17 protein-coding genes are annotated in these 17,548 nt (G+C 60.6%); 8 read left to right on the top strand and 9 right to left on the bottom strand.

The features are described from left to right. Positions 1-109: 109 nt before the first annotated feature. Positions 110-2,431: a hybrid sensor histidine kinase/response regulator gene (locus tag M1D68_RS08380; protein ID WP_434563146.1), complete on the top strand. Its 2,322-nt coding sequence runs from the start codon at positions 110-112 to the stop codon at positions 2,429-2,431. Here M1D68_RS08380 and M1D68_RS08375 read toward each other — a convergent pair. From M1D68_RS08375 to msrB, 3 genes are all read right to left on the bottom strand, one after another. Continuing rightward, positions 2,415-2,876 (bottom strand): MarR family winged helix-turn-helix transcriptional regulator, encoded by a 462-nt coding sequence (locus tag M1D68_RS08375; protein ID WP_434563144.1) that lies wholly within the window; start codon positions 2,874-2,876, stop codon positions 2,415-2,417. The two genes, M1D68_RS08380 and M1D68_RS08375, sit on opposite strands and share 17 nt — an antisense overlap. Continuing rightward, positions 2,873-3,358: a glutathione peroxidase gene (locus M1D68_RS08370; protein WP_420764789.1), complete on the bottom strand. Its 486-nt coding sequence runs from the start codon at positions 3,356-3,358 to the stop codon at positions 2,873-2,875. The genes M1D68_RS08375 and M1D68_RS08370 overlap by 4 nt, the downstream gene beginning before the upstream one ends. Before the next feature lie 265 nt (positions 3,359-3,623). Further along, the gene (gene msrB, locus M1D68_RS08365) at positions 3,624-4,019 is read right to left on the bottom strand and encodes a peptide-methionine (R)-S-oxide reductase MsrB (RefSeq protein ID WP_420764790.1); all 396 of its coding nucleotides are present in this window, start codon (positions 4,017-4,019) and stop codon (positions 3,624-3,626) included. 220 nt (positions 4,020-4,239) lie between these two features. On the opposite strand from msrB, the gene M1D68_RS08360 reads away from it, so the two are divergent. Continuing rightward, on the top strand, positions 4,240-5,451 hold the full coding sequence (locus tag M1D68_RS08360; protein WP_420764791.1) for a pyridoxal phosphate-dependent aminotransferase: 1,212 nt from the start codon (positions 4,240-4,242) through the stop codon (positions 5,449-5,451). 301 nt (positions 5,452-5,752) lie between these two features. Continuing rightward, positions 5,753-6,640: a protease HtpX gene (htpX, locus tag M1D68_RS08355; RefSeq protein WP_003183732.1), complete on the top strand. Its 888-nt coding sequence runs from the start codon at positions 5,753-5,755 to the stop codon at positions 6,638-6,640. A gap of 48 nt (positions 6,641-6,688) precedes the next feature. On the opposite strand, the gene M1D68_RS08350 is transcribed toward htpX, so the two are convergent. Next, entirely contained in the window at positions 6,689-7,393 is a 705-nt protein-coding gene (locus M1D68_RS08350) for a thiopurine S-methyltransferase (protein ID WP_434650433.1), read from the bottom strand. Between the two features lie 104 nt (positions 7,394-7,497). Here M1D68_RS08350 and M1D68_RS08345 point away from each other — a divergent pair, with 104 nt between their 5' ends. After that, on the top strand, positions 7,498-8,265 hold the full coding sequence (locus M1D68_RS08345; protein WP_457969975.1) for a DODA-type extradiol aromatic ring-opening family dioxygenase: 768 nt from the start codon (positions 7,498-7,500) through the stop codon (positions 8,263-8,265). 200 nt (positions 8,266-8,465) lie between these two features. On the opposite strand, the gene M1D68_RS08340 is transcribed toward M1D68_RS08345, so the two are convergent. Both M1D68_RS08340 and M1D68_RS08335 read right to left on the bottom strand, forming a co-directional pair. After that, a complete protein-coding gene (locus M1D68_RS08340) occupies positions 8,466-10,139 on the bottom strand; it encodes a DEAD/DEAH box helicase (RefSeq protein ID WP_030141884.1) in 1,674 nt (557 codons plus the stop codon). 465 nt (positions 10,140-10,604) lie between these two features. Next, complete coding sequence (locus tag M1D68_RS08335; protein ID WP_420764794.1) at positions 10,605-11,360, bottom strand: spermidine synthase; 756 nt, start codon at positions 11,358-11,360, stop codon at positions 10,605-10,607. Positions 11,361-11,501: 141 nt separating this feature from the next. Between M1D68_RS08335 and M1D68_RS08330 the strand changes: the two genes are divergently transcribed. Further along, positions 11,502-12,848 carry a class II 3-deoxy-7-phosphoheptulonate synthase gene (locus M1D68_RS08330; RefSeq protein ID WP_420764795.1) on the top strand — a complete coding sequence of 449 codons (1,347 nt, stop codon included), beginning with the start codon at positions 11,502-11,504 and terminating at the stop codon, positions 12,846-12,848. A 132-nt stretch (positions 12,849-12,980) separates the two neighbouring features. Here M1D68_RS08330 and M1D68_RS08325 read toward each other — a convergent pair whose 3' ends face one another. Both M1D68_RS08325 and M1D68_RS08320 read right to left on the bottom strand, forming a co-directional pair. After that, on the bottom strand, positions 12,981-14,210 hold the full coding sequence (locus M1D68_RS08325) for a winged helix-turn-helix domain-containing protein (protein ID WP_457969973.1): 1,230 nt from the start codon (positions 14,208-14,210) through the stop codon (positions 12,981-12,983). Positions 14,211-14,274: 64 nt separating this feature from the next. After that, positions 14,275-14,496 carry a DUF1127 domain-containing protein gene (locus M1D68_RS08320; RefSeq protein ID WP_420764797.1) on the bottom strand — a complete coding sequence of 74 codons (222 nt, stop codon included), beginning with the start codon at positions 14,494-14,496 and terminating at the stop codon, positions 14,275-14,277. Between the two features lie 97 nt (positions 14,497-14,593). Between M1D68_RS08320 and M1D68_RS08315 the strand changes: the two genes are divergently transcribed. Continuing rightward, positions 14,594-15,448: a LysR substrate-binding domain-containing protein gene (locus tag M1D68_RS08315; protein ID WP_420764840.1), complete on the top strand. Its 855-nt coding sequence runs from the start codon at positions 14,594-14,596 to the stop codon at positions 15,446-15,448. Here the strand turns inward: M1D68_RS08315 and M1D68_RS08310 are convergent. Next, positions 15,438-16,187 (bottom strand): sulfite exporter TauE/SafE family protein, encoded by a 750-nt coding sequence (locus M1D68_RS08310; RefSeq protein ID WP_434563136.1) that lies wholly within the window; start codon positions 16,185-16,187, stop codon positions 15,438-15,440. The genes M1D68_RS08315 and M1D68_RS08310 overlap by 11 nt on opposite strands. Positions 16,188-16,334: 147 nt before the next feature. Here M1D68_RS08310 and M1D68_RS08305 point away from each other — a divergent pair, with 147 nt between their 5' ends. Further along, entirely contained in the window at positions 16,335-16,796 is a 462-nt protein-coding gene (locus M1D68_RS08305) for a MarR family winged helix-turn-helix transcriptional regulator (RefSeq protein WP_434563134.1), read from the top strand. 296 nt (positions 16,797-17,092) lie between these two features. Further along, complete coding sequence (locus M1D68_RS08300; RefSeq protein ID WP_457969971.1) at positions 17,093-17,512, top strand: organic hydroperoxide resistance protein; 420 nt, start codon at positions 17,093-17,095, stop codon at positions 17,510-17,512. Positions 17,513-17,548 lie beyond the last annotated feature (36 nt).

The following is a 17,548-nucleotide window of genomic DNA, read 5'->3' as shown; positions in this document are numbered from 1 at the left end:
GAAGCCGATGGCGGGTCTGTTTCACACACTACATACCGGCCGCACCGATATTCAGAGATGATCAGCTATGCTTGACCGGCGAAGGGAAACGTAAGTGGTTCACCATTCCATGGACATCAGGTTCACCCAACGGTTGTCGTACAAACAGGCCCGACTGACCGTCCTGGTGGGTTTCGTGCTGGGTACTTTATTAAGCCTGGGACAGATCGGCATCGATTATGCCAGCGAAGACGCATCGATCAACCGTGAAATCCTCTCGCTGTTGGAAATCAGCCACAACCCGGCCTCGCGCATCGCCTACAACATCGACGCCGAACTCGCTCAGGAACTGGCCCTGGGCCTGTTGCGCTCGCCGGCCATCATCGGTGCCGAACTCATCGACAACAACAATACGGTCCTGGCCAGCGTCAAACGTCCCGAACTGCAGAGCAACAATCGGTTCATCAGCGACTTTCTCTTTGGCGCCCAGCGCCAGTTCGAAGACCGGCTCTACCTGACCCATCTGCCCGGCGAGTCCCTGGGAGTGTTGCGGCTGGATGTCGACACCTATTCGTTCGGCAGTCGCTTCCTGCGACGGGCCGAGATCACCCTGCTCAACGGTTTCGCTCGTAGCCTGATCCTGACCGGCCTGTTGCTGGCGCTTTTCTACGTCATGCTGACCAAGCCCTTGGTGCGCGTCATCCGCGAGCTGAGCAGCCGCGATCCCAGTAGCAGCGAACAGAGCCCACTGGAATGCCCCTCCGGCCACCAATACGACGAAATCGGCGTGCTGGTTTCAGTCGCCAACCAGCAGTTCGAAAATATCTCCACCGAGATCCAGCAGCGACGCACGGCTGAAAACCGCCTCACCGATTACCTGGCGCAATTGGAAAATATCGTTTCGGCGCGCACCGCCGAACTCAAGGCCATCAATGCCCGCCTCAGCCAGTCCAACGAAGAACTGGAGGTCGCCCGGCGTACCGCCTTGGACATGGCCGACACCCGTTCTGCATTCCTCGCCAACATGAGCCATGAGATCCGCACGCCACTCAATGGCCTGCTCGGTATGATCGCCCTGTCCCTGGATGGCCCACTGACCGCTGAACAGCAGCAACAGCTGTCGATCGCCCACGATTCGGGCAAAGTGCTGGTCGAGTTGCTGAACGATATCCTCGACTTGTCCAAGTTCGATGCCGGCCAGCTGGAGCTCGAACGCATCCCGTTCGACCTGGGTTCCCTGGTCGAAGACACCGCCAACCTGCTTTCACAAAATGCCGCCCCGAGCGTCGAACTGGCGTGCCTGATCGAGCCGCAGTTTCCCGCGCAGGTACTGGGCGACCCGACCCGCGTCCGCCAGATCGTCAGCAACCTGCTGTCCAACGCATTGAAGTTCACCCGCTTCGGCCGGGTCGATGTGCGCTTGAGCCAGTATGAGGGCGGCGTGCGGATCGAGGTCTGCGACACGGGCATCGGCATCCCCCAGGAGGCCCAGGCGCGGATCCTTCAGCCGTTCACCCAGGCCGGCGCAGGCATTACCCGCCAGTTCGGCGGCACCGGGCTGGGGCTGGCATTGACCTACAACCTCTGCGAAGCCATGCAGGGCCGGCTCACGATCAGTTCCGAGGCCGGCTTCGGCAGCCAGTTCTGTGCCGACCTGCCGTTGCCTTGCCACACCCCTGCCGTCCCCGTCGTACGCTTGCATGGCAACGTCGTCGCCATCACCACCGCGAACAGCGGGCTGGCCGAACTGCTGGGCATGTTGCTACCCGCCTGGGGATTGGATTATGTCCAACGTTCCGTGGATGACGGGCTGCTGGGGCTCAAGCCCGACATCCTGATCACCGATTGCCCGGAATGCCTGTTCAACCTGCGGCCGACCTTCGACGCCACCATTCTGCTGGTTACCGCCTATGGCAGTTTCATGCCCAGCGAAGAAGCGAGCGCCCTCGCCCCATTGCTGCAACAGGCCCGGCCGCTGGCGCGCCATGCGCTTTATCAGGTCCTGCGTCGCGCCTTGCAAAGCGAGGCGACCACGATCAATGAGGCGCAGATCGACGCATTGCCGCCCACCCTGCGTGCTCGTGTCCTGTTGGTGGAAGACAACCCCGTCAACCAGCTGGTGGCCAAGGGCATGCTGGTCAAACTGGGTTGTGAAGTGGTTGTCGCGGCCCACGGCGCCGAGGGCCTGGATCAGCTCGAACAGCGGGAATTCGACCTGGTCCTGATGGACTGCAACATGCCGGTCATGGACGGCTACGAAGCCAGCCGGCAGATCCGCCGCAGCGGGCGCTGGCCCGACCTGCCGATTGTCGCGCTGACCGCCAACGCCATGCCCGAAGAACGTGAGCGCTGTCGGGCCGCCGGCATGAGCGACTATTTATCCAAGCCGTTCCGTCGCGAAGAACTGGCCGCATTGCTGGACCAATGGGTGCCCACTACGTCAGCGCTTTGATCTGGGCCAACAAATGATCGAGGCCGTCACGTAGCTCTCCCACGCGATCCAGATCGATACCGCTGTCACACAGCAAGCGAGCCTTGAGCGGGCCGACCTGCTCACGCAAGGTTCGCCCGCGCTCCGACAGGCTCAAATGCACTTCGCGTTCATCACGTGCCGATCGTTGCCGCTGGACCAGCTCCAGTTGTTCCAGGCGCTTGAGCAACGGCGTCAGCGTGCCGGAATCAAGCAGCAAGCGTTCGCCCAGGGCTTTGACGGTCGGTTGCTCCGGCGGGCTCACCTGCCATTCCCACAGTACGAGCATCGCCAGGTATTGCGGATAGGTCAGGCCAAGCTGATCCAACATCGGCTTGTAACCCCGAATCACCGCCCGCGACGCGGCGTACAACTTGAAGCACAACTGGCTGTCGAGCTTCAGCGAATCGACTGACAGATCATTCATTTGAGCAGGGCTTCGATCTCGGCGGTGAGGTCTTGGGGCTTGGTGGTCGGGGCAAAGCGCTTCACCACTTGGCCGTCCTTGCCGATGAGGAACTTGGTGAAATTCCATTTGATGCCCTTGGACCCCAGTACCCCAGGTGCCCGCTGCTTGAGCTGCACGAACAACGGATGGGCATTGGCACCGTTGACCTCGACCTTCTTGAACAATGGAAAGCTCACGCCGAAATTGAGCTCGCAAAACTCAGAAATCGCCCCCTCGTTGCCTGGCTCCTGCTTGCCGAACTGATTGCAGGGAAAACCCAGCACCACCAGCCCCCGGTCCTTGTAGGACTGCCACAACGCCTCGAGCCCCTTGTACTGCGGCGTGAAACCACATTGGCTGGCGGTGTTGACCACCAACACGGCCTTGCCGGAAAAATCGGCCAGGGTCTTTTGCTCGCCCTTGATGGTCGTGCACGGGATGCTTAGCAGATTGTCGGTCATGAGGGCAGCTCCTGAAGAGGTTGGGAGAATTAAGATAGCGACCAATTAAATTGCGTGCAATTTAATTCTCGGGACACCTCACGGACCATGAGGCTGCTGTGACTGTTGTGATGAGCCATGGGTGTTGTGGCGAGGGCGCTTTCTCCCGCTCGGCGGCGCAGCCGTCGTAAACCCAGCTGACGCGGTCCGTCTGGCAAACAGCGTTGGGGCGGCTGCGCCACCCAGCGGGAGCAAGCCCCCTCGCCACAAAGGACCGCGTAGAACGTTACTCCCGAGGCACGAGATCCAGGCACACCGAGTTGATGCAGTAACGCAGGCCGGTGGGCGGCGGGCCGTCGGGGAAGACGTGTCCCAGGTGCGCGTCGCATTTGGCGCAGACCACCTCGGTGCGGATCATGCCATGACTGACATCCCGCACTTCCACCACCGCGCTGCCTTCGATGGGCGCATAAAAACTCGGCCAGCCACAGCCGGAATCGAACTTGGTCATCGAATCGAACAACGGCTCGTTGCAGCAGATGCAGTGGTAAACACCGTCGGTCTTGGTCCCGTTGTATTTGCCGGAGAACGGTCGCTCGGTGCCTTTGAGCCTACAGACGTTGTATTGCTCCGGGTCGAGCATTTCACGCCACTCTTCAAGGGTTTTCTGCAACTTTTCCATCGTCCTACCTCGGCAATTGAAAAAGCCCGATCCGACGCTTTTCCGCAGATCGGGCGGCACGTATGATTGCGCCTCGTCAGGCGCCAGTCTGGCAGCCACGTCATGCGCATTCAAATGGATTGTGGCGCATCTACCGCGTCCGGCCCGGGCACAGACGCAGGATCCCCAGTACGGTAGTTCACACGCCGCCTGGATCGTTCATTTTCGGGAACACATCGCCATGCAGGTCAGCAAATCGAACAAGCTCGCCAACGTCTGCTACGACATTCGCGGCCCGGTGCTCAAGCACGCCAAACGCCTGGAAGAGGAAGGCCACCGCATCCTCAAGCTGAACATCGGCAACCCGGCGCCCTTTGGTTTCGAAGCCCCCGATGAAATCCTCCAGGACGTCATCCGCAACCTGCCGACCGCCCAGGGCTACAGCGACTCCAAAGGTCTGTTCAGTGCGCGCAAGGCCGTGATGCAGTACTACCAGCAGAAGCAGGTCGAAGGCATCGGCATCGAGGACATCTACCTGGGCAACGGCGTGTCCGAGCTGATCGTCATGTCCATGCAAGCCTTGCTCAACAACGGCGACGAAGTCCTGGTGCCGGCGCCGGACTATCCGCTGTGGACCGCTGCCGTGAGCCTGTCCGGCGGCAACCCGGTGCATTACCTGTGCGATGAGCAGGCGAACTGGTTCCCTGACCTGGCGGACATCAAGGCCAAGATCACCCCGAACACCAAGGCCCTGGTGATCATCAACCCGAACAACCCCACCGGCGCCGTCTATTCCAGAGAAGTGCTGCTGGGCATGCTGGAACTGGCCCGTCAGCACAACCTGGTAGTGTTTTCCGACGAGATCTACGACAAGATCCTGTACGACGATGCCGTGCACGTCTGCACCGCGTCCCTGGCGCCGGATCTCCTCTGCCTGACCTTCAACGGCTTGTCGAAGTCCTATCGCGTCGCCGGCTTCCGCTCCGGCTGGATCGCCATCTCCGGGCCCAAGCATCACGCCCAGAGCTATATCGAAGGCATCGACATGCTGGCCAACATGCGCCTGTGCGCCAACGTGCCGAGCCAACACGCCATCCAGACGGCATTGGGCGGCTACCAGAGCATCAACGACCTGGTCTTGCCCCAGGGCCGGTTGTTGGAACAACGCAACCGCACCTGGGAACTGCTCAACAACATCCCAGGCGTCAGCTGCGTCAAGCCGATGGGCGCCTTGTATGCGTTCCCGCGCATCGACCCGAAAATCTGCCCGATCCACAACGACGAGAAATTCGTCCTCGACCTGCTGCTTTCCGAAAAGCTGCTGGTCGTCCAGGGCACGGCGTTCAACTGGCCATGGCCGGATCATTTCCGTGTCGTGACCCTGCCGCGAGTCGATGACCTGGACCAGGCCATCGGACGCATCGGCAATTTCCTAAAGTCCTACCGCCAGTAGCCCGGTCAGCGTGCGAGGCCCCTCGCCTCGCACGCTGTCTGATTCAGCAACATATCCAATCTTTGCGCGCCGGCAGGCCTTCTACACTGGGAAACCAGCGACCTAAGGAAGAGGAAACTCAACGTTCACGGGGCAAGGGCGACAAATCTCGATTCCACGATCACTTTCAGAAAAGTCTTTCAAACATTTAGGACGCGTGTAGGACACAGTTTGAAATAGTAGGCGAGTTGAATAGCCTGCGGCAGCACCTTATATACCCCGCATAACGCTACATCTTTAGCATGAGGAGATTGCTACCACCATGATGCGCATCCTGCTGTTTTTGGCCACTAACCTGGCGGTCGTGCTGATTGCCAGCATCACCCTGAGCCTTTTCGGCTTCAACGGGTTCATGGCGGCCAACGGGGTTGACCTCAACCTCAATCAGCTGCTGATCTTCTGTGCGGTGTTCGGTTTCGCCGGTTCCCTGTTCTCGCTGTTCATTTCCAAATGGATGGCGAAGATGAGCACCGGTACCCAGATCATCAGCCAGCCGCGCACTCGCCACGAACAATGGCTGCTGCAGACCGTCGAGCAACTGTCTCGCGAAGCCGGTATCAAGATGCCCGAAGTCGGGATATTCCCGGCCTACGAGGCCAACGCCTTCGCGACCGGTTGGAACAAGAATGATGCACTGGTGGCGGTAAGCCAGGGCTTGCTCGAGCGGTTCTCACCGGATGAAGTCAAGGCGGTGCTGGCTCACGAGATCGGCCACGTGGCAAACGGTGACATGGTGACCTTGGCGCTGATCCAGGGCGTGGTGAACACCTTCGTGATGTTCTTTGCCCGCATCATCGGCAACTTTGTCGACAAGGTGATCTTCAAGAACGAAGAAGGCCAAGGCATCGCCTACTACGTGGCGACCATTTTCGCCGAGCTGGTGCTGGGTATCCTCGCCAGTGCGATCGTCATGTGGTTCTCGCGCAAACGCGAGTTCCGCGCCGATGACGCCGGCGCCCGCCTGGCCGGCACCAGCGCCATGATCGGCGCCCTGCAGCGCCTGCGCGCCGAGCAAGGTTTGCCAGTGCACATGCCCGACACCCTGAATGCCTTTGGCATCAACGGTGGCATCAAGCAGGGCCTGGCCCGCATGTTCATGAGCCACCCGCCGCTGGAAGAGCGGATTGACGCACTGCGTCGCCGTGGTTGATCGCTAGAGCCTCAAAAAGAAGCCCGCAGCAATGCGGGCTTTTTTTTGCTATTCCAAGCGCGGGGGCGGACTTTTCAACGATGGGGTCATTGAATGCACCCCACGACTGGATACCAGATATACCCGCTCATCCAGCCGCTTCACGCCCGCCTGCAAGAACTTCCAACTCTCGCCCAGCACATCCTGTTCGTGCAAGACCTGCAACTCCCAAGCCCCACCCAGCAACCGCTGCACCTCGTCATGCCCTACCGAAAACGGAGGTCCAGGCATCTCGTCCTGGTTGTAATCCAGCGTGATCACCAGCCCGACACAGTCCGGCATTATGCTCTGCAGATGGGCCGCATACCGCTCACGCATCGGCTCGGGCAAGGCGATCAATGCAGCGCGGTCATACAACGTCGCGCAATCGGCTACGTCCAAAGGCGTCAACGCAAAGAAATCACCGCAACGGATTTCAATGGCGCCGGCACGAAATATCTTGAAGGCTCCCTCCTCACTCACGTTCGGCTGGAGCTGATGTTCCTGGAAAAAATCAGTGACGGCTTTTTCCGACAGCTCAATCCCCCGTACGGAAAAACCTTGTTGCGCCAACCACAGCAGATCCAGCGTCTTGCCGCACAAGGGCACCAACACTCGCGTCTCTTCAGGCAACCCCAACTGAGGCCAGAAACGCCGCAGGTAAGGGTTCACTTCAGGCAGATGAAAGCCGATCTGGTTGGTTGACCAACGCTTGTGCCAAAACTCGGGGTCCATGGGGTTCGCTCCATAAATTCGATCAAAACAGCTTAAAACTTGTATTAGATTTCGATCATTGACCTGACAGAAGATGACACATCTTAACCCTCAGGAGCCCGTCGATGCTGCCCAGCCTGTTTATCTCCCATGGCTCCCCCATGCTTGCCCTGGAGCCCGGCGAAAGCGGTCAGGCCCTGACTCGCCTTGCCGCGCAGTTGCCCAGGCCCAAGGCCATCGTCGTTGTCTCAGCTCATTGGGAGAGTGATGAGCTGCTGGTCAGCGCCAACCCACGGCCACGCACCTGGCATGATTTCGGTGGTTTTCCACCCGACCTGTACAAGGTGCAATATCCCGCCCCAGGCGATCCTCGGTTGGCAACACAGGTCGCCGACCTGCTCAACGCCACGCAGCTGCCGGCACGCCTCGACACGGGACGGCCCGCCGACCATGGCGTCTGGGTGCCGCTGTCACTGATGTATCCCGAGGCGGATATTGCGGTGGTACAGGTCTCTTTGCCTAGCCGTCAGGGGCCAACGCTGCAAACGCGGGTGGGCCGCGCATTGGCAAGCCTGCGGGAACAAGGCGTGCTGGTGATCGGCTCCGGGAGCATCACCCACAACCTGCGGGACCTGGATTGGAACGCCGGCCCCGACAGCATCGAGCCGTGGGCCAAGGCGTTTCGCGACTGGATGGTTGCCAGGCTGGCGTCGAACGACGAGACGGCACTGCATGACTACCGCCGCCAGGCTCCCCATGCCGTGCGCAGCCATCCCAGCGACGAGCATTTGTTGCCGCTGTATTTCGCCCGCGGAGCCGGTGGTACGTTCAGCGTTGCCCATGCTGGATTTACCATGGGGACGCTGGGGATGGATATTTATCGGTTCGACTGATCGCAAACCGAGTCGCGCCAATCGCGAGCAAGCTCGCTCCCACATTGGGTCTTCGGCGCTCAAAAATCCCCTGTGGGAGCGAGCTTGCTCGCGATTGGCCTCCCCGCCGCTCGCATTGAAAAGCGCCAAACGACAGGCAAAAAAAATCCCCGAACCAGTCGGGGATTTTTTCGTGCTCGATCAATCAACCCGTAGGTCGATCAATCCTCGCGGTAGCGACGCAGCTTGAGCTGCTTGCCGGCCACGCGGGTGTCCTTGAGCTTGGTCAGCAACTTCTCCAGGCCATCTTCCGGCAGTTCCACCAGGCTGAAGCTGTCACGCACCTGGATACGACCGATGGCTTCACGAGCCAGGCCACCCTCGTTGAGGATCGCGCCCAGCAGGTTCTTGGCGGCAATGCCGTCACGAGCACCCAGCGCGGTACGGCAGCGAGCACGGCCTTCGGCCAACGGGATCGGTGCACGACGCTCGCGATCACCACGGTCCGGACGATCGCCACTGCGCTCAGGACGGTCGCCACGCGGTGCGTTGTTCGGCACCAGTGGGCGTTCCTTCTCGATTGCAGCCAGGTTCAGCGCTTGGCCGTTGGTGGCCTTGCGCAACAGGGCAGCGGCCAGGGCACGTGGGGTGCAACCGATGTCGGCGGTCAGGCGATCGAGCAGATCACCGTGGGTCGATTCGGCGTCAGCCACCAGCGGCGACAGGCTGTTGGTCAGTTTCTTGATGCGGGCATCGAGAACGGCCTGGGCGTCCGGCAGGCGGACTTCAGCGACCTTCTGACCCGTCACACGCTCGATCACTTGCAGCATGCGGCGCTCACGCGGGGTGACCAACAACAACGCACGGCCTTCGCGACCGGCACGGCCGGTACGACCGATACGGTGTACGTAGGACTCCGGGTCGTACGGCATGTCGACGTTGAACACGTGGGTGATACGCGGAACGTCCAGGCCACGGGCCGCGACGTCGGTCGCCACAACGATGTCCAGGCGGCCATCCTTGAGGGAGTCGATCACGCGCTCACGCTGGTTCTGGGCAATGTCACCGTTCAGCGCGGCGGCTTTGTAGCCTTTGGCTTCCAGGGCGCTGGCCAGGTCCAGGGTCGCTTGCTTGGTGCGCACGAACATGATCAGGGCGTCGAAGTCTTCGACTTCCAGCAGGCTGAGAACGGCGGAAGTCTTCTGGTCGGCGTGAACCAGCAGGTGAGCCTGCTCGATCGCGGTGACGGTCTGGGTCTTGCTCTGGATCTTCACGTGCTTCGGATCGCGCAGATGGCGTTCGGCGATGGCACGGATCGATTGTGGCAAGGTGGCCGAGAACAGGACGGTCTGGCGAGTCTCAGGCATGGCCTTGAAGATGACTTCCAGGTCGTCCATGAAGCCCAGCTTGAGCATTTCGTCCGCTTCGTCGAGAACCAGGTGGTTCACGGTGGCGAGGACTTTTTCGTCGCGACGCAGGTGGTCGCACAGACGGCCCGGGGTGGCGACAACGATCTGTGCGCCATTACGGATTGCTTTCAGTTGTGGGCCCATCGGCGCGCCGCCGTAGACAGCCACAACAGTCACGCCTGGCATTTGCTTGGCGTAGGTTTCGAAAGCGGTTGCAACTTGTAGCGCCAACTCACGAGTTGGGGCCAGGATCAGAGCTTGCGGCTCGCGCTTGGACGGATCAATGCGGTGCAGGATCGGCAGTGCGAACGCGGCGGTCTTACCCGTACCGGTTTGCGCCTGACCAATCATATCGTGACCGGCGAGAATGATCGGGATCGACTGCTGCTGAATGGCCGAAGGCTCTTCATAGCCGGTAGCGACTACTGCAGCGACAATATTGGGATGAAGTTCAAGAGCGGCGAAGCCGCCGATTTCCTGGGTCATGGGTCTGCCTCTAAGTGCATCCGCAAAGACCCATGCTCCAAAGCTGCGCATGCCGTGTTGAGACTCAAGAGTCGCCCTGGCAGCTTTGTCGGCGGGGATTTGCGAAAACGAATGAATGAAAAAGAACGTCGCGGAAGCATCCGTTGTGCGGACATGCAACCGAAGCTGGCTTCGGAATATTGCGCTACCTTGACGCGGCCCGGCTAAAGGCCGGCGCGCACTATACCGGAATTCGCCCAAAAAGGGAGCTTTTTTTACTGAAACACTGTTGTAGGGCTCGCGACCAAAAGCCTTGGGGCAGCCGGCTAAAACGGTTCACTTGCGCTGGCGTTCCCCTGTGGCGAGGGAGCTTGCTCCCGCTGGGTCGCGAAGCGGCCCCATCGATTCCAGACTACTGACCCAGGCGTCTGCTTCGCAGCCGAGCGGGAGCAAGCTCCCTCGCCACAAAAGCCCTTGCAGTTCTGATCACGTCGCCGGGCGGATCGCCTTGATCAGCGATTGCAACGAATACCCCAATCGTGGCGCCAGCCCTTCGGCCCGGGCAACCAAGCCTTGCATGTCCAGCGCCTGGTCCAGGTCCGCCGGCACGATCAGGATCACGTTGCCCTCCTTCACCGGCAATTCCCAATAGTGTCGGTGGTACAGACCACGCAACAATGCCGCGCCCAGGGGCTTGCCGTCATCGGTTGCCCATTGATTGATCACCAGCCAGCCGCCCGGGTTGAGGCGCTTCTGGCAGTTTTCCAGAAAACCCCACGCCAGATGGCCTACGCCGGGGCCGACATCGGTATAGAGGTCGACAAAAATCAGATCGGCCGGCTCCGCCGTTTCAAGCAGTTCCAGGGCATCGCCGACGCGGATGTACAAGCGCGGATCGTCATCCAGCCCCAGGTATTCGATGGCCAGGCGCGGCACATCCGGGCGCAGCTCGATCGCCTCGACATCTTCCAGCGGCAGAAACTTGAGGCAGGCCTGGGTCAAGGTTCCTGCGCCCAATCCCAGGAAGAGCGCGCTTTCCGGCTGCTCGTGACACAACGCACCGATCAGCATGGCGCGAGTGTAGTCGTATTCGAGCCAGCTGGGATCGGCCGTGAACACGCAGCTCTGCTCGATGGCATCGCCGAACTCGAGAAACCGGTAGTCGGCCACTTCGAACACGCGAATCATGCCGAACTCGTCGTGCACCTCGGCGAGCAAATGCTCGACGCGCTCCTCTGTCATTTCATCTCCTGATGTTGCCGGGCGGCCATGGGCCTGCCCATACGGGGCGAAGGCGCGATTGTCCGCGAAGCAAGCGGAACAGGTCACGCACTAATTTGCTGATAACATGAGCGCCCGAGCGTAAATCACCTAGAGATCATGATGAGCCAACCCTGGAGCCCTGACAGCTGGCGCGCCCTGCCGATCCAGCAGCAACCCCGATACCCTGACGCGGCGCATCTGCAACGGGTCGAGCAGACCCTGGCCAGCTATCCGCCACTGGTGTTTGCCGGTGAAGCCCGGGAGTTGCGCCGTCAGTTCGCCGAAGTCACCCAGGGCCGGGCCTTTCTGTTGCAGGGCGGCGACTGTGCGGAAAGCTTCGTCGAATTCTCCGCCGCCAAGATCCGCGACACCTTCAAGGTGCTGCTGCAGATGGCGATCGTGATGACGTTCGCCGCCGGTTGCCCGGTGGTGAAGGTCGGGCGCATGGCCGGCCAGTTCGCCAAGCCACGCTCCGCCAATGATGAAACCATCGACGGCGTAACGCTGCCGGCCTACCGGGGTGACATCGTCAATGGCATCGGCTTCGACGAGCAAAGTCGTGTACCGGATCCGGAGCGGTTGCTGCAGTCCTACCACCAGTCCACCGCCACGCTGAACCTGCTGCGTGCGTTCGCCCAGGGCGGCTTTGCCGATCTGCACCAGGTGCACAAATGGAATCTGGATTTCATCGCCAACTCGGCCCTGGCGGAAAAATACAGCCACCTGGCCGACCGCATCGACGAAACCCTGGCCTTCATGCGCGCCTGCGGCATGGACAGCTCGCCACAACTGCGTGAAACCAGTTTTTTCACCGCCCACGAGGCGTTGCTGCTCAACTACGAAGAAGCCTTCGTGCGCCGCGACAGCCTGACCAATGACTATTACGACTGCTCGGCCCATATGCTGTGGATCGGCGACCGAACCCGTCAGCTGGACGGTGCCCACGTCGAGTTTCTGCGCGGGGTGAACAACCCGATCGGCGTCAAGGTCGGCCCCAGCATGAACCCTGACGACCTGATTCGCCTGATCGACGTCCTCAACCCGGACAATGACCCGGGCCGACTGAACCTGATCGCGCGCATGGGCGCCAACAAGGTTGGCGATCACCTGCCGCAACTGCTGCGCGCCGTACAGCGTGAAGGCAAGCAGGTGCTGTGGAGCTCCGATCCGATGCACGGCAACACCATCAAGGCCAGCAGCGGCTACAAGACCCGGGACTTTGCGCAGATCCTTGGCGAAGTAAAGCAGTTCTTCCAGGTCCATGAAGCCGAAGGGACTTACGCCGGCGGTATCCACATCGAGATGACCGGGCAGAACGTCACCGAATGCATCGGCGGCGCGCGCCCGATCACCGAGGACGGCCTGTCGGACCGCTACCACACCCACTGCGACCCGCGGATGAATGCTGACCAGTCGCTGGAGTTGGCGTTCTTGATTGCCGAGACCTTGAAGCAGGTTCGGCGGTGAGTCTGTAGGTCCTTCTTCACCAGTTCAATCGCCTCGCGAGCAGGCTCGCTCCCACATTGGATTTGCTGTGTCACAAAGGCTGTAGTCACCGCAAATCCCTGTGGGAGCGAGCCTGCTCGCGAAGGGGCCAGCTCAGTCACTGGTAATTTCAGCCAATGCCACCGCCAACCGAACCCCACCCTCCCGCTGGCAATTGAGTTGAACCCGCTCCAACCCCAACCACCGGGCCATGCTCCACAGATTCGCCGCCAGCGCCAGCACGCCCTCCTCGTCCATCCCGGGCACCTCTTCGTGCACGGCATGCACGGCCAATTGCCCCAAAGCCCGCTCCGCCCGCAAATCAACCCGGGCGGCAATTCGCTCGTTGTGTAGAAACGGCAGGACGTAATAGCCATACACCCGCTTGTGTACCGGCGTGTAGATCTCCAGGCGATAGCGAAAATCAAACAGCCGCTCGGTGCGACTGCGCTCCCAGACCAGCGAATCGAACGGTGACAGCAGCGCACTGGCGGCAACCTTGCGTGGAATTTTCACGAGGGGGCGACACCAGGCCGGCTGTTTCCAACCCTGGACCTGACAGCGCAGCAGTGCTCCGGCCTCTTCCAGTTCAGCCAGCCGCTCGCGCGCGTCCGCCGGCCCCAGGCGAAAGTAGTCGCGCAGATCCTTTTCGGTGCCAACCCCCAAGGCTTCGGCGGCATGAATCAGCAGTGTGCGCTGGGCCTGGGCTTCGTCCGGCAGCGGTTGCTGCAGGATCGAGGCCGGCAAGACCCGCTCCGGCAAATCATAGAGGCGCTCGAAGCCACGGCGCCCCGCCACCGTCACCTCGCCCGCCGCGAACAGCCACTCCAGCGCATGCTTCTCCGCGCTCCAGTCCCACCACGGCCCGGCCTTTTCCTGGCGCGTGGACAAGCTGCCCGCGCCAATCGCGCCCTGGTCCCGAACAGATTGCAGGACTCGACCGATCACGTCTTGCTGCTCGCGGCCGAAACGCGCCAATTGTTGGTAGATACCTTCGCCGCGCGCCGCCCGAGCCATGCGCCAGCGCATCGACGGATACATCGTCATCGGCAGCAGCGAAGCCTCATGCCCCCAATACTCGAACAACGTGCGACGACGCCCCTGGCTCCAGGCAGCTTGATCGAGCAAATCGCGATTGTAATGACCGAGGCGGGAGAACAGCGGGAGGTAATGCGAGCGCACCAACGCGTTGACTGAATCGATCTGCAGGACGCCAAGACGTTCGATCAGGCGGTTGAGGCGGGAGGGTTGGACCGGCGCCGACGGTAGCCGCCCATCGAATCCTTGGGCGGCCAACGCCAGACGCCGGGCCTGTTTGAGGGTAAAGGACAGAGTCGCGGGCATGGAGATCTCCTTGTCTGCTCGCAACCTACCTCACCACTAAGCGGTTTGTGTAGGGAAGGATGGCTCATTTGTGCATTGGGTCATCCCAGAATGGCCGGACCACTTCTTTTTCCACGTCGGCACGGCTGACGCCGATGTCCTTGAGCGCCTCGTCGCTCAGGCCGGCAAGCAATTCACGTTCATGGTGCAATTCATACCAGCGGCTAAACTTGTGCAGCAGATCGCTGAGGGAAAACCGGTGGAATGAGTGCTTGTCTATCGATACATACCCTTTCTGACCTTTCATCGTCATGTCCTCCGTTGGGGGTAGCTCAAGTCTCGCGCCAAGGCTAAGATCAATCCAACGAATGTTTCTTATGCAATACATCTCGGAGATTGATCCATTGTCGAGTTACCCGAGCATCGATACGGAAGTGCTGCGGACCTTTGTCGCCATCGCCGATCAGGGTGGTTTCACCCGTGCCGGGGAATTGGTCAACCGTACGCAATCCGCGGTCAGCATGCAGATGAAGCGGCTGGAGGAAGACGTGTTGCAGCGTCGGCTGTTCGAGCGCGACGGGCGACAAGTAAAGCTCACCGCCGAGGGCCAGGTGTTGCTGGGTTATGCCCGGCGCATCCTCAAGTTGCACAGCGAAGTGTTCAATACCCTGCGCGAACCCCATATGGTCGGCACGGTCCGCATCGGCACACCGGACGATTATGTGATGCGCTTTCTGCCAGGCATCCTGCAGCGCTTCGCCCAGTTCTATCCGCTGATCGAAATCGAGGTGCATTGCGAATCATCCAAGCAATTGCTGCTGCGCCAGGACCTGGACCTGTCCATCGTCACTCGCAAGCCTGGGGATGAAATAGGCCAGTTGCTGCGCAAGGAACGTTTTGTCTGGGCCGAAGCGGCGTGCTTCAACACCCATGAGCAAACGCCCCTGCCGCTGGCAATGTTCAACAGCGATTGCTTCTGCCGGCAGTGGGCCTGCAATGCGCTGGACGCCATGGGACGCGATTACCGCGTGGCCTATAACAGCTCGAGCTTGTCGGCGATCATGGCGGTGGTAGGCGCGGGCCTGGCAATAACTGCGCAACTGGAAAGCCTGCTGACCCCTGACATGCGCGTCCTCGGCGAGGCCGAGAACCTGCCGGAGCTGCCCGAGGCCAGCATCATGCTGATCCGCAACCTGCACAATCCGTCGCCGATCACCGAATGCCTGGCCGAACACATCGTGGAAGGCTTCAAACTTTAAAGATGAGCAGTACGGCGCACAGCACCAGGAATCCGCAGAACAGCCCACGCAACAGTCGCTCCGGCAAGGCGTGGGCGACCTTCACGCCCCAGCTGATGCTCATCAGCCCACCGACTGCCAGCGGCACGCCGATCCACCAGTCCACTTCATGATGAAACGCATAAGTGACAAGGGTCACGCCGGTACTGGGCAAGGCCAACGACAGCGACAGGCCCTGGGCAACTACCTGAGTCGTGCCGAACACACTGGTGAGGAACGGCGTTGCGACAACGGCCCCACCCACACCAAACAGGCCACCCATCGTCCCTGAAGCCGCACCCAACACACCGAGCCATGGCCAACCGTGGCGCATCTGCGCCGAAGCGGGCGCCGTGGTGGTGAACATTCGGATGAGGTTGTATGCAGCCAAAACAACCAAGAACACCACGAAGCCGATGCGCATGCTTTCGGCGTCAATGCCCACGGCCCAGATAGAGCCGAGCCAGGCGAAGCAGAATCCCATGGACGCCAACGGCAGGACATGACGCAACTCGATGCGATTGCGCTGGTGATAACGCCACAGCGCCAGCATGACGTTAGGCACCACCATCACCAATGCCGTGCCCTGGGCAATCTGCTGGTCCAGGCCGAACCATACGCCCAGCACCGGTATCGCAATCAGCCCGCCACCGATGCCGAACAATCCCCCCAAGGTGCCCAACGCGGCGCCCAACAGCAAATACAGCACGACCTCGATCACAGACCACTCTCCCCTTAATCAGGGCGCCTATCCTACGCAGTTGCCGAGACCGAGGAAACGCAACACCTGATCAAGTCGTCAGAATTATCTGGTGCATTAAAGATTCGTCCGCTAGATTCGTAATCATCTTTGACGAAAGGTTTTGCCATGAGCACCCAACGCGACACCCCCGACCCTTGCGAAGCCCTTTTGCTGGACAACCAGGTCTGTTTCGCCCTGCACTCGACATCGCTGTTGATGACCAAGGTGTACAAGCCGCTGCTCCAAGCCCTGGGCCTGACCTATCCGCAGTATCTGGCGATGATGGTGCTGTGGGAAAAAGACGGTTTGACCGTCGGTGAAATCAGCACTCGCCTGCTCACTGACCCGGGCTCCCTGACACCATTGCTCAAGCGCCTGGAGGCCGAGGGCCTATTGAGCCGCACCCGCAGCCGTGAGGACGAGCGCGTGGTGATCGTCGAGCTCACCGAGCAAGGCCGCGCCTTGCAGAAAAAGGCCCTCGACATCCCCCAATGCATCCTCGCCGCCAGCGGCCAGACGTTGGAGCAACTGAAGAAACTGCAGCATGATCTCCAGCAGTTGCGTGGGCACTTGCAAGACAGCCTGTAACTTCAGGAACACCGCCGGCTCTATGTGGGACCGAGCCTGCTCGCGAAGGCGCCGGCGAATCCAATACCCCTCCCCTTGACCTTCCGCCCTTCCCGTCAAAACCCACGCATCGAAAAATTTTCAACCCCATCGAACCGCTCTAGAACAGCCCCTCCAGCCATTTCCGGCTTGCCAATTCATATTCTCCGTAAAAATTTATCTTGCGCGCAAATTATTAGCGCTATACATTCTCTCCACACCTACTTAGCGCGCAAACATTTAGCGCAAACAACCAACCTGAAAACGAGGCGCCCACCATGAAAACGCTCTACACCGCAATCGCAACTTCCAGCGGCGGCCGTGACGGTCGTGCTATCTCCAGCGACAACATTCTCGACGTCAAACTCGCCACGCCAAAAGAACTCGGCGGCGCAGGCGGTGCGGCGACCAACCCTGAACAACTGTTCGCCGCCGGTTACTCGGCCTGCTTCATCGGCGCGTTGAAATTCGTCGCCAGCCAGACCAAACGCAAGATCCCAGACGACGCCTCTATCTCTGCCCATGTTGGCATCGGCCAGATTCCTGGTGGTTTCGGTCTCGACATCGACCTGCACATCAGCCTGCCGGGCCTCGACCAGGCCGACGCCCAGAGCCTCGTCGATGCCGCGCACCAGGTGTGCCCTTACTCCAACGCCACCCGCGGCAACGTTGATGTGCGCCTGCACGTGATCGTTTGATCTTCGCCCCTCGAACCTGAATTTAAGGAGCTGCAC

The organism is Pseudomonas sp. R4-84, assembly GCF_054130985.1.
Note: the sequence above shows the minus strand (reverse complement) of the source record. Positions and strands in the feature narration are given on the sequence as shown.